The organism is Flavobacterium calami (assembly GCF_038290035.1).
Taxonomy (GTDB): domain Bacteria; phylum Bacteroidota; class Bacteroidia; order Flavobacteriales; family Flavobacteriaceae; genus Flavobacterium; species Flavobacterium calami.
The window spans coordinates 1-12,264 of record NZ_JBBYHS010000014.1 but is presented as its reverse complement, the minus strand read 5'-3'; the positions used below and the strand labels follow the sequence as shown (position 1 = coordinate 12,264).

Below are 12,264 nucleotides of genomic sequence, written 5' to 3'. Positions count from 1 at the left end.
TTAAAAATTGATTATTTTATTTAACTATTCCCGCCTTATAAGTTGCAATCGCTCGGTCCCTTGCAAAAGCATGATCGATCATCGGTTCATTATAACCCAAATCAAATTCAGGAATCCATTTGCGGATGTAGATTCCTTTTTCATCAAATTTCTTTTGCTGGATTTCCGGATTAAAAACCCTGAAATACGGAGCAGCATCACAGCCGGTTCCGGCAGCCCATTGCCAGTTGCCAACGTTGGAGGCTAATTCAAAATCTAATAATTTTTCTGCAAAATAAGCTTCGCCCCATTGCCAGTTGATTAATAAATGTTTGCATAAAAAGCTCGCCACAACCATACGTACGCGATTGTGCATGTATCCGGTTTCGTTTAGCTGGCGCATTCCTGCATCGACCATTGGATAACCTGTGGTTCCGGAACACCAGCGTTTAAAATCTTCATCATCATTACGCCACTGAATCCCGTCATAAGCCGGTTTGAAATTGTGATTGACACAATTCGGGAAACTGAAAAGTATTTGTATAAAGAATTCCCTCCAGATTAGTTCGCTTAAAAAAGTCTGATTTTTTCGGTTGGCCCAATTCACTAATTTACGGATACTAACGGTTCCAAAACGCAAATGTGGCGAAAGATAAGAAGTACTGTCCAAAGCAGGAAAATCCCGTGTTTCTTTATAATCGGCAATTTGAGTCAGGTTGTGGGGCTGTACTTTTATGGTACTTCTTTCAAAACCAATTGCGGTTAATTCAGGAAATGTAAACTCAATTTTGGAAAAATTTGAAAAGTAGGGTTTGCTATCATATTCTGGAGCTGAACCTAAAAAATGATATTTCTCCAGCCATTTATTTTTGTAAGGTGTGTAAACGGTGTAAGGAAGTCCGTCTGCTTTTGTAATTTCTTTTTCTTCAAAAATTACATGATCTTTATAAGAGAAAGATTCAATATTGTTTTCTTTTAATAATTTGGTAATCGCTAAATCACGTTTAATCGCAAAAGGTTCATAATCTTTATTGAAAAAAACGTTTTGAATATCAAATTCTCCGATGAGGGATTGCCAGACGTTTTTGGTGTTTCCTTTTTTAATTAAAATGGAAGATCCTAAAGTATTCAGTTCAGTATTTATCTTTTCAAGGGAGTCATAAATAAAACTCACTCGGGCATCATTTTTTGGAAGATTGTCCAGAATTTCATCATCAAAAATGAAAAGCGGAATCACAGGAAAATCTGATTGCAAAGCGTGAAATAATCCGGTATTGTCTTCTAATCGTAAATCACGTCTGAACCAGAAAAAAGTAACTTTTGGTTTTGTCATTGTATGAGTTTTTCACTAAATATTTTTTTTAACACATAGAAATATAGATTTTAATTTTCTGGAAAGGATCTAAGAGAAACACATTTGGGAATAATTACTTATGTGTTTTCGTAAAGTGAAACGCCTTTAACCACAAAGAGAATCTATGTGTTCAAACTAAAATCTGCAATTATAATTTTGAATTAAACAATTCTTCTATTTTATGATGGCGATACTCAAAAATGGCTTTCAGTTTGGTTTTTACCACCAAACGATTCATGAGACGTCCTAAAATTCCGAGTGGCAATGCATAATGCACAATGTCTGTCATTTTTGTTTTTCCATCTTCTGTAGCTTCAAAGAAATGTTTATGATGCCATAATTTATAGGGGCCAAAGCGCTGAATGTCTATAAAATACTGATTCTCTTTGGAGGCTGTAATTTCGGTAACCCACGAAATTTTAATTCCCAAAAGAGGTTTTAAAGTATACGTTATAATTTGTCCTTGATACATTCGTTTACCATCAAAATACTGAATTTCAAAACTCATGTTGTCGGGAGTTATGATTTGCAGGTTTTTAGGACTCGAAAAAAAATCCCAGCATTCTTCAACGCTGGTATTGATGTATTGTACGGTTTCTATTTTGTATAACTTCATAACTATAGTAATTGCTTAGCCCGGAATTGACTTGTTTACTTAATTGTATGAAACCGTAAAAGTTACAGTTTCAGGATGGTTTCATCCATTGAGTCAAAAACAAATGTTCGTTTAGACAGATTTTCTCTGTTTATATTTTTGGTCATTTTTCCCATGAGCCATATTTCATTGTTTTCAGAAAGTAATTTTTGTTCCATCTGTTTTACATACTGATTGACAAAATTGGGATCAGGCTGAATAGTCATAAAGGTAACAAAAGCTATTGAATTGAAATGTCTGGTAAGATCCTGAAGATTTTCTATCGGCATGCTCTCGCCTAAATAAATCGCTTTGTAACCCCTTAATAAAATTTCGTACTGAATGTAAAGAAGACCAATCTGGTGTACTTCATTCATTGGTAGTGAAAGCACAAATACCTTATCGGTTCTGGTGGGTTTCAGAATTTGAAGACTTTCAGTGTAAATTAATATTTTTTGCTTAATCAGATTGGTCATGAAGTGTTCATTGGCAGGACTTATGGTTTGAGATTGCCATAATAATCCTAATTCTTTTAGCAAGGGCAGGAAATGGTCCTTAAAAACTTCCTGAAATGATTTCTCTGAAATGAGCCAGTCGAATGTGTTAAAAAACAATTCCTGATCAAAATTCATCATGGCCATCTTAAAAGAATTGATAGCGTAATTTGTTGAATTTTTTCTGGAAGTAATTTCGCGAACAAGCTGCGGAATTTTTTCTTCCGGAAAAGTAGCTATCTTAGATATTTTGTATCCATATTCATGAAGAAGCGTAATGTTTAAGAGTTTTTGTAAACTTGCAATATTATACAACCTAATATTGGTGTCGGTACGCATGGGTTCAAGGACATTGTACCTTTTCTCCCATATACGGATGGTGTGCGCTTTGATGCCGGATAAGTTTTCAAGATCTTTTATACTGAAAACGGTCTTTATATTGTTTATCATTTTTTGTAATTGGATAAACAAAAATAGAATAAAATCTGAAAAAACCCTGAAGGAACGCTTAAAATGATAGTATTAGAAGGTTATTCGCTCAAAATCGTTTAGCATATCCAGGTGTAAAATCGTTTTAGAACCGTCTTTGCTTCGGTTGTACATGGTCTGAAATTTGGCTCCATACACAACTTCATCAAAAGTATAAGAAGTTCTGGCAGCAACGGTATTACTAAACATATCATCGAAAGTGGTAATGAATACTAAAATTTCACCGTGAATTCTTCTGAAATCTTCTTCGGTAAAATTATATAAAGGACTGTTTTCTGTAATGGGATGAACTAATGTCCAGCTTAATGAAAGCGCATTAATTCTGTCTAATTCTAATTCCAGATTGTAAAATTTATTCGTCATTTTACCATTTTCTTCTACGGTCATTCCAAGCGTTACTTTTGCTTTGGCATCTGTAAAATTGGTGTTTTTAAAAGGAACAAGCCGAATCATTAATCCTTTGCCTTCCCCATAAGGTGAAATCAAAGCATGATGAGAAAATTTTAAAAAAGCAGTCGGTTTGCTGAATCTTCCAAAGAACAAACCTGTTGCAATAGCAAAACTTAAAAGGCCAATTAAGGCTTCAGCAGAAGAAAGAACACTGGTTAAAAAACCTGTCGGACTAATGTGACCATAGCCAACGGTGGTAAAAGTTTGTGCACTAAAAAAATAAGCCTGTCCAAATTGTGTCCATACACTTTGTGATTGGGCAATTCCGTCAAGATGTTCAATTCCGATTGCGTAATAAAGAATGGCAAAAATAAAATTGATTACGATATAAAATGTAAACAGAATAAGCATGAATTTCCAGTTGGGCATATCAATCATAGTATGATACCAGCTGATTCGGCGCAACAAATGCATGCCTCTTTTTTCGATATTCGGGGTTCCGTTTTTGTTTACAAATCTTCCACCGTAACTGCTTGCATTGGTACCAAAACCTGAGTTTTGATCTGTTTGGACATTATGGTTTATTTTTCTTAAAAGAGCCATTCGTTTTTTAATTTGGACAAATGTAAGGATATCTTTTATTGTAATTATAAATTGTCAGGCTGAGCGGAGTCGAAGCCCTTCAGTGCAAAAAAAACTTATACTATGCTATGAATTACAGCAATTTTAGTAGATTAAATTAGTTGTGGTTTTTATATAAAAAAAGCAATCTGTAAAATTTACTTTTTTTACAGATTGCTTTGTGTGATTTAATAGCCGATGTTTTTTATTTGCAGAAAGTAGCTTTGTTTTTAATAGCGCTCTGGCTGCCTAATTCTATTGCTTTTGAGAAATCCTTGCAACAATTTTTCTTGTCACCAGATTTGTTGTAAGCCAAAGCCCTAAGGTTGTAAGCTACATAGTCTTTTGGGTTTATACTTATTGACATTGTACAATCCTTTATAACATCAGGATAATTCATTAATTTGTAATTTACATTTGCTCTTCCTGAATAAGCCCCGGAATTAAAATCGTCTAATTCCAGCGTTTTATTAAAATCGGTTAAAGCTCCTTGTAAATCATTCAGTTTGAATTTGGCAACGCCTCGGTTTTGATAAGCTTCTACAAATTTAGGATTTTTGCTGATTGCCTTAGTATAGTCAGCAATTGCGCCTTTTGTGTTTCCTGTTTCAGCTTTTTTCATTGCTTTATCGAAATAATCATTTGCCGATTGTGACCATACTGAGCAGGTCACCATAAAAAATAAAGTAAGTAATAGGTGTTTCATAAAAACTAATTTGGGGTTTAAATTAATATGAAACGAATATAGAAATATTTCTTTTGTAAGACTAAGTCTTTTGCTTAAAAAAATGAAAAGGAAGAATTAAGTTTTGTGTATAGTTGTATATTAACTCTTGACGATAGCATTATGATTATTGATTTTATTCTTCTTATGTATATGATGGTGAAATGTTTGTAATTAAAACATAAGGCTTCAGTTTTTCGAGATAATTTAAGTAATAATAATAGAATAATGCCGTGTTTTTAATTTTATAACGTATTGATTATGAGTAATTATTTGTAATATTAATTCTTTCGGCTTTACGAATTCAGACTTTCGACTTACTTCAAAGAAAAAGTCTTCTATTCTTTACAAATTAAATCTGAAAATTGGTATCACTAAAATCGGGAGGAACAAAAGAAAACGTTTTCGTATATTTCTAGTTGTTAAACCTTATTAAAATTTATTTTTTTGTTTGGATTCTTTGCTTACTTTCGCAACCAATATGAGAAGAATAATTGTTTTTCTGGTCTTTATGAATTTCCTTCTGCTGGGCGGAGGGCAATATGTTAATGCCGGTACACACCAAAATCCTCATCACAATTACGAACACAAGCACCGTGTAAAGTATATCACACACGAGCAGGGCAGTTCTATCCTTGAAGAAGCTGACGTTGACCTTGATGAGGAATTCCAGGGCGGCGATACTCTTAAAAGTGATTTAAGCAGTAAAGTTTTTACTTCAAATTACAGTCTTCTTGATAATTGGTATCTGGCATTTTCAGATCAGATTACGTTTAATTATCACAGCCATTTCAAATTCTTCGTGCCATTCTGTGGCTATTCAAATCCTATTTACATCACGCAGCGCGTTTTAAGAATCTGATAAAACCTATACATCGGTTGCCTGAGTTATGAGCATGTTCATATCTCGTGATGTGTATTTTTTATTTCTTCACATGGGACAGTTCTGTTCTGACTATGGTTACTGATGCTTTTTTATCTCTAAGGGAATCTTTGCATTCCAAGCATTCAATCGCTTAATTTCCATACTTAAATCATGAAAAGAATTGTTTTCACAGGCTTAATTGCCTTAGTGTGCCTAACCAGTTGTACATCTAAAAAAGAAGAAAAAGAGGAAGCAGAAAAATTTACGGTAACCAATCCTGTAAAAATTGATACTTCGTTTACCAAAGAATATGTTTCGCAGATTCGTTCTGTACGAAACATTGAAATCCGTGCCCAGGAAAAAGGGTTTTTACAAAACATTTATGTGGATGAAGGTCAGTTTGTAAAGGCAGGCCAGTTGTTGTTCAGAATTATGCCAAACATGTATCAGGCAGAATTGCTGAAAGCGCAGGCAGAGCAAAAATCTGCAGAAATAGAAGTTTTAAACGCCAAAACCCTGGCAGATAAAAATATCGTTTCTAAAAACGAACTGAGTGTTGCCCAGGCAAAACTGCAATCAGCAAAAGCAGAGGTGGCACTGGCAAAACTTCATTTGTCATTTACCGAAATCAGGGCGCCTTTTGACGGCACGATTGACCGTATTCCGTTAAAATTAGGAAGTCTTATTGATGAAGGCGAATTGATGACAAGCCTTTCTGACAACTCCCAGATGTTTGCTTATTTTAATGTATCTGAGCCGGAATACCTGCAATATCAGACTAATGTAAAAGACCGTGCCGGGAACAATGTAAACTTACTTCTGGCTAATGGAGAATCTTTTAAATACAAAGGAAAAGTAGAACTTATTGAAAGTGAATTTGATAATGAAACCGGAAATATTGCGTTCAGGGCCAGATTTGCCAATAATGGGAAACTGCTTAGAAACGGAGAAACCGGAAAAGTTCAGATGCTGGTTCCGTTGAAAAATGCTATTGTGATTCCGCAAAAAGCAACTTATGAAATTCAGGATAAAAAATACGTATTCGTAGTTGGTAAAAACAACAAAGTGAGTTCAAAAGAAATCACGATTACAGGCGAAATCCCGGATTTATATGTAATCAACAGCGGACTTACCGAAAATGATAAAATTTTGCTTGAAGGAGTTCAGAAAGTAAAAGAAGATGATAAAATCAATTACGGTTATATCGCTCCGCAAAAGGTAATCAACAATTTACGATTAAAAGCTGAGTAGGTTTTTGTTTTTGTTGTTTCAAGTTTCAGGTTTCAAGTTGAGCTTAAACTTGAAACTTGAAACCTGAAACGATTTTAAACTTTCTTTTAGTTCAATCAATTAAAAAAACAAACAGATGTTTAATAAATTTATACAAAGACCTGTACTGTCGATCGTAATATCGCTGATTATTGTCTTTTTAGGAATATTATCGGTGCTAAATTTACCGATTACACAGTTTCCTTCGATTTCTCCTCCAATGGTAAATATCACTGTAGATTATCCGGGATCGAATGGAGAATTGATGATTAAGTCGGTTATTATTCCGTTGGAAAGAGCCCTGAATGGTGTTCCGGGAATGAAATATATGACTTCTGATGCAGGAAATGACGGTGAAGCCAGTATTCAGCTGGTTTTCAATCTGGGTACAGATCCGAATCAGGCTGCGGTTAATGTTCAGAACCGTGTGGCTTCGGTAACCAATAAATTGCCTCCTTTGGTCGTGAGAGAAGGAGTGAAAATTACCCGTGAGGTACCGAGTATGCTGATGTACGTGAATCTTTACAGTACGGATAAAAATACCGATATGAAGTTCCTTTACAATTATGCAGATATCAATATACTGTCAGAATTAAAAAGGGTAAACGGTGTAGGTTCCGGAGATATCTTAGGAACACGTGAATATGCCATGCGTATCTGGCTGAAACCGGACCGAATGCTGGCCTATAAAATTTCTGCCGAAGAGGTAATGGAGGCCTTGTCCAGCCAGAGTTTAGAAGCTTCGCCTGGTAAAACAGGTGAGAGTTCCGGTAAGCGTTCTCAGGCATTTGAATATGTACTGAAATATTCAGGGCGTTTTACAACCAAAGAACAATACGGAAATGTTGTCGTAAGATCTAATCCTAATGGAGAGCTTTTACGTTTAAAAGATATTGCGACTATTGAATTCGGAAGTTCGATGTACGATATTTATTCGAACCTGAACGGAAAACCATCTGCAGCAATCGTATTAAAACAGTCTTTTGGAAGTAACGCTAATCAGGTTATTGAAGACGTAAAAGCCAAACTGGAAAAACTTAAAACCAAATTCCCAAAAGGAATGGATTATGAAATTTCATATGACGTTTCGAAATTCCTTGATGCTTCTATAGAAAAAGTAATCCACACTTTGGTAGAAGCCTTTATTCTGGTAGGACTGGTAGTATTCCTTTTCCTTGGAGACTGGCGTTCTACGGTTATTCCGGCAATTGCGGTTCCGGTTTCACTGGTGGGAACATTTGTGTTCATGACCTTCTTCGATATTTCACTGAATTTAATTACGTTATTTGCTTTAGTATTGGCAATTGGAGTCGTCGTCGATGATGCGATTGTCGTTATCGAAGCTGTCCACGCCAAGATGGAAGAAGAACATCTGTCGCCATTTAAAGCTACTAAAAAAGCAATGCACGAAATTGCGGGGGCAATTATTGCTATTACGTTCTTAATGGCGGCAGTATTTATTCCGGTTGCGTTTATGTCTGGCCCTGTGGGAGTTTTCTATCGACAGTTCTCGATTACAATGGCAACGGCAATTATACTTTCGGGTATTGTGGCTTTGACTTTAACACCGGCACTTTGTGCGATGATGCTGAAAAATAATCACGGTAAACCGAAAAAGAAAACTCCGGTAAACAGATTTATTGATGGTTTCAACAATAAATTTAATCTGGCGCAGGGCAAATACCAAAATGTACTGGCAAAAATTGTAAACCGAAGAGCGGTAACAGTTATTGCACTTCTTGGATTTTGCGCCGGAACATGGCTAATAAGCGGTTCGGTTCCTTCAGGGTTTATTCCGAATGAGGATCAGGGAATGTTTTATGCGATTATCCAGACACCTCCGGGTTCATCATTAGAAAGGACCAATAATATTGCCGAGCAATTGCAAAAAGTGGCCGAAGGTATAGAAGGAGTAAAATCGGTTTCATCATTGGCTGGTTATGAAATCCTGACAGAAGGGACCGGAGCCAATGCCGGAACCTGTCTGATCAACCTGAAAGACTGGAATGACAGAAAACAATCCGTTCAGGAGATTATGATTGAACTCGAAGAAAAGTCGAAAGACATTCCAGGTGCCAATATCGAATTTTTCCAGCCACCGGCAGTTCCGGGATATGGAGCAGCAGGAGGATTTGAGCTACGTTTGCTCGATAAAACAGGTACAAGTGATTTTAAAAAACTGGAAGAAGTTAATAAAGAATTTGTTGAAGAACTAAACAAACGTCCTGAATTAACCAACGTATTCAGTTTTTTTAGTGCGAGTTTTCCTCAGTACATGATGAAAGTTGATAATGATCTGGCGCAGCAAAAGGGGGTTTCTATCGAAAATGCGATGAATACTTTGTCAACCCTTGTGGGAAGTAACTACGAAATCAGTTTCATTAAATACGGAATCAACTATAAAGTTATCGTTCAGGCTGCACCGGAATACCGTGCTCAGCCGGATGATATTCTGAAATTGTATGTAAAAAATGACCGTGATGAAATGGTACCGTTTTCGGCCTTTATGAAACTGGAAAAAGTATATGGTCTTTCAGAAATTACGAGACACAATATGTACACTTCTACAGAGATTAGTGGTGGTCCTGCTATGGGGTACAGCTCCGGAACAGCGATTAAAGTGATTCAGGAAGTGGCTGCCAAAAAACTGCCAAGGGGTTATGATATTGACTGGGCAGGTATCTCTGCCGATGAGGTGGCTCAGGGCAATCAGGCCATCTGGGTATTCTTAATCTGTTTAGGATTCGTGTATTTGGTTTTAGCAGCGCAATACGAAAGTTTCATTTTACCATTATCTGTAATTCTTTCACTGCCGGCGGGTATTTTTGGAGCTTTCCTTCTGTTGAAATTCGCAGGATTAGAAAACAACATTTATGCGCAGGTAGCCATGGTAATGCTTATTGGTCTCTTGGGTAAAAATGCTGTATTGATTGTGGAATTTGCCATTCAAAGGCATGCCGCAGGAAAATCAGTTTTGGAAGCAGCTATGGAAGGTTCAAAAGCTCGTTTTCGTCCTATTTTGATGACTTCGTTTGCGTTTATCGCCGGATTATTGCCGCTTGCTTTTGCGACTGGTCCGGGTAAAATTGGAAACAGAACCATTGGTACCGCAGCAGCAGGAGGAATGCTTATCGGAACCATTTGCGGAGTATTTGTGATTCCGGGTCTGTATTACATTTTTGGTAAAATAGCAGAGAAATACAAGCTGGTGAAACATGAAGAAGAAAATCCATTAACTGAAGAAATTGACAATAATCATGTATAAATTCAAAGCATATCAATATAGTATTGCATTAGGTCTTTGTCTTGCTATAGTGGGCTGTAAAGCCCCTGTAGCCGAGACATCAACTGCAAGTGCCTCTGTTCCGGAATCTTTTGGAGCAGCCAAAAACCTGGATACAGTTAATACGGGTTCCATGAAATGGAGAACATTTTTTAAGGACCAAAATCTGATTGACTTAATTGATGCAGCCTTAAAAAACAATCAGGAGTTAAACATTACACTGCAGGAAATCGAAATTGCAAAAAATGATATCCGTGTTAAAAAAGGACTTTTACTGCCGTCTGTTGGCGTACGTGCCGGTGCAGGAGTAGAAAAAGTAGGGCGCTACACCAGTCAGGGTGCGGGTGATGCGACTACCGAAATAAAACCGGGAGTAGAAACTCCGGATCCATTGGGTGATTTTACCATTGCAGCTTATGCCAACTGGGAAGTAGATATCTGGAAAAAACTACGCAATTCTAAAAAAGCGGCAGTAAACCGTTATCTCGCAACCGTAGAAGGGAAAAACTTTGTAATTACCAATCTGATTGCTGAGGTAGCCGATTCGTATTACGAGTTATTGGCTTTAGACAGTCAGTTGGAAATTGTAAAACAAACCATCGAATTGCAGACGAATGCTTTAGAAATCGTAAAAATTCAGAAACAGGCCGCCAGGGCTACAGAACTTGGTGTACAGAAGTTTCAGGCTGAGGTTTTAACTGCGAAAAGTTTAGAGTTTGATATCCTTCAGAAAATTAAAGAAAACGAGAATAAAATCAATTTCTTATTAGGTAGATATCCGCAGGAAGTAAAAAGAACCAATAGTAACTTTTTGACCTTATTGCCTGCGGAAGTGAACTCTGGAATTCCGTCTCAGTTATTGATGAACCGCCCGGATGTTAAGCAAGCCGAATTAGAACTCGTTGCAGCCAAATTAGATGTAAAAGTAGCCCGCGCCGAATTCTATCCTTCGCTTGATATTTCGGCAGCTTTTGGTGTACAGGCTTTTAAACCGTCTTATTTATTCACGTTTCCGGAGTCGATTTTGTACTCGCTGGCAGGAGATCTTGCAGCACCATTGATTAACAGAAACGCAATCAAGGCTGAGTTTTCAAGTGCCAATGCCAGACAGCTTCAGGCTTTGTACAACTACGATCGTACGATTTTGAATGCGTATCTGGAAGTTTCGAATCAGCTTTCTAAAATTGATAATTTACAGAAAAGCTACGATTTAAAATCACAGCAGGTGGACGCCTTAAATAAATCGATCGAGGTTTCGAATGACTTGTTTAAGTCGGCACGAGTAGATTATTTCGAAGTTTTGATGACACAGCGTGACGCTTTAGAATCAAAATTAGAATTGATTGACACCAAAAAAGAACAGCTTAATGCAGCAGTTTATGTCTACAAAGACTTAGGCGGAGGCTGGAAATAATATCATTTTTTATATTAATAGTTGTAGGATTGAACCTCCCGGAAAGTAATTTTTTCGGGAGGTTTTTTTTGTGGATGATTTGAATGTTGATTTTCTTTTGTAATAATAAGATTGTTATATTAGCTGAATGAAGTTCAGTATAATTAGCAACTTTGTTATTGGAGAAAAATAAAATTATATAACAATTATAATTTTAAATATTAGTCACTGGTATTTCTATATCTAACTTTTAATATTAATATTTTGAAAAAAAAAACTACTGAGGATTTAGTATCTGAACAACGTTCACAATTACTGTCTTTTCTTAATGAAGAAATTTCACAAATAGAAAAAGAAGAAACAAAACCTGGTTGGACTATTTGGGCATTATTTGGAGGAATTTCAACATGTATTTGGCTATTAATTAATCAAATTGAAAAGACAGCTCCTAATTGGAATAAAATTTCTCTAATGCTTATTGCAATTGCTTTTTTGGGCATTACTTTTAGAATCATAACAAAAAGATTATATAGGAAGAATGTTTCTTCCGAAAATAATAGATTCTTACCTTTAAAACAATTCTTTGAAAGTTCAAGACTATCAATGCTACTCTCTTTGTTATATGCTATTATTATATATACATTAACACTAGTGTCCACTAAAAATTAAAATAAGTTCTTTGAAATTATTGTAAATCTGTATTTTAAGAGTCATTTTAGAGCGTGACGATTTGAAATGATTATTATGTTCGTAAATCAATATTACGAAT

10 protein-coding genes are annotated in these 12,264 nt (G+C 36.0%); 5 read left to right on the top strand and 5 right to left on the bottom strand.

What is annotated here, in order from left to right:
- Positions 1-16 precede the first annotated feature (16 nt).
- From AAEO57_RS13735 to AAEO57_RS13715, 5 genes are all read right to left on the bottom strand, one after another.
- Positions 17-1,312, bottom strand: a complete 1,296-nt coding sequence (locus AAEO57_RS13735) for a cryptochrome/photolyase family protein (RefSeq protein WP_341693568.1) — start codon at positions 1,310-1,312, stop codon at positions 17-19.
- 169 nt (positions 1,313-1,481) lie between these two features.
- Positions 1,482-1,949, bottom strand: coding sequence for an SRPBCC family protein (locus AAEO57_RS13730; RefSeq protein ID WP_341693565.1), 468 nt, complete (start codon positions 1,947-1,949; stop codon positions 1,482-1,484).
- Positions 1,950-2,011: 62 nt separating this feature from the next.
- Positions 2,012-2,911, bottom strand: a complete 900-nt coding sequence (locus AAEO57_RS13725) for a MerR family transcriptional regulator (protein ID WP_341693563.1) — start codon at positions 2,909-2,911, stop codon at positions 2,012-2,014.
- A 72-nt stretch (positions 2,912-2,983) separates the two neighbouring features.
- Positions 2,984-3,943 carry an ion channel gene (locus AAEO57_RS13720; protein WP_341693561.1) on the bottom strand — a complete coding sequence of 320 codons (960 nt, stop codon included), beginning with the start codon at positions 3,941-3,943 and terminating at the stop codon, positions 2,984-2,986.
- Between the two features lie 223 nt (positions 3,944-4,166).
- Positions 4,167-4,667 carry a tetratricopeptide repeat protein gene (locus AAEO57_RS13715; RefSeq protein WP_341693559.1) on the bottom strand — a complete coding sequence of 167 codons (501 nt, stop codon included), beginning with the start codon at positions 4,665-4,667 and terminating at the stop codon, positions 4,167-4,169.
- Positions 4,668-5,166: 499 nt separating this feature from the next.
- Between AAEO57_RS13715 and AAEO57_RS13710 the strand changes: the two genes are divergently transcribed.
- The 5 genes from AAEO57_RS13710 to AAEO57_RS13690 all read left to right on the top strand — a co-directional run bounded on the left by AAEO57_RS13710 (position 5,167) and on the right by AAEO57_RS13690 (position 12,164).
- A complete protein-coding gene (locus tag AAEO57_RS13710; protein ID WP_341693556.1) occupies positions 5,167-5,547 on the top strand; it encodes a hypothetical protein in 381 nt (126 codons plus the stop codon).
- 174 nt (positions 5,548-5,721) lie between these two features.
- Complete coding sequence (locus AAEO57_RS13705) at positions 5,722-6,801, top strand: efflux RND transporter periplasmic adaptor subunit (RefSeq protein WP_341693554.1); 1,080 nt, start codon at positions 5,722-5,724, stop codon at positions 6,799-6,801.
- A gap of 115 nt (positions 6,802-6,916) precedes the next feature.
- Entirely contained in the window at positions 6,917-10,084 is a 3,168-nt protein-coding gene (locus AAEO57_RS13700; RefSeq protein WP_341693552.1) for an efflux RND transporter permease subunit, read from the top strand.
- Positions 10,077-11,516 carry a TolC family protein gene (locus tag AAEO57_RS13695; RefSeq protein ID WP_341693550.1) on the top strand — a complete coding sequence of 480 codons (1,440 nt, stop codon included), beginning with the start codon at positions 10,077-10,079 and terminating at the stop codon, positions 11,514-11,516. Before AAEO57_RS13700 ends, AAEO57_RS13695 begins: the two co-directional genes overlap by 8 nt.
- 243 nt (positions 11,517-11,759) lie before the next feature.
- The gene (locus tag AAEO57_RS13690; protein WP_341693547.1) at positions 11,760-12,164 is read left to right on the top strand and encodes a hypothetical protein; all 405 of its coding nucleotides are present in this window, start codon (positions 11,760-11,762) and stop codon (positions 12,162-12,164) included.
- Positions 12,165-12,264 lie beyond the last annotated feature (100 nt).

Bases quoted from the DNA above. Each gene is read 5' to 3' on its own strand.
- AAEO57_RS13710 (WP_341693556.1), top strand. From the start codon at position 5,167: ATGAGAAGAATAATTGTTTTTCTGGTCTTTATGAATTTCCTTCTGCTG.
- AAEO57_RS13695 (WP_341693550.1), top strand. From the start codon at position 10,077: ATGTATAAATTCAAAGCATATCAATATAGTATTGCATTAGGTCTTTGT.
- AAEO57_RS13735 (WP_341693568.1), bottom strand. From the start codon at position 1,312: ATGACAAAACCAAAAGTTACTTTTTTCTGGTTCAGACGTGATTTACGA.
- AAEO57_RS13730 (WP_341693565.1), bottom strand. From the start codon at position 1,949: ATGAAGTTATACAAAATAGAAACCGTACAATACATCAATACCAGCGTT.
- AAEO57_RS13705 (WP_341693554.1), top strand. From the start codon at position 5,722: ATGAAAAGAATTGTTTTCACAGGCTTAATTGCCTTAGTGTGCCTAACC.
- AAEO57_RS13715 (WP_341693559.1), bottom strand. From the start codon at position 4,667: ATGAAACACCTATTACTTACTTTATTTTTTATGGTGACCTGCTCAGTA.
- AAEO57_RS13720 (WP_341693561.1), bottom strand. From the start codon at position 3,943: ATGGCTCTTTTAAGAAAAATAAACCATAATGTCCAAACAGATCAAAAC.
- AAEO57_RS13725 (WP_341693563.1), bottom strand. From the start codon at position 2,911: ATGATAAACAATATAAAGACCGTTTTCAGTATAAAAGATCTTGAAAAC.
- AAEO57_RS13700 (WP_341693552.1), top strand. From the start codon at position 6,917: ATGTTTAATAAATTTATACAAAGACCTGTACTGTCGATCGTAATATCG.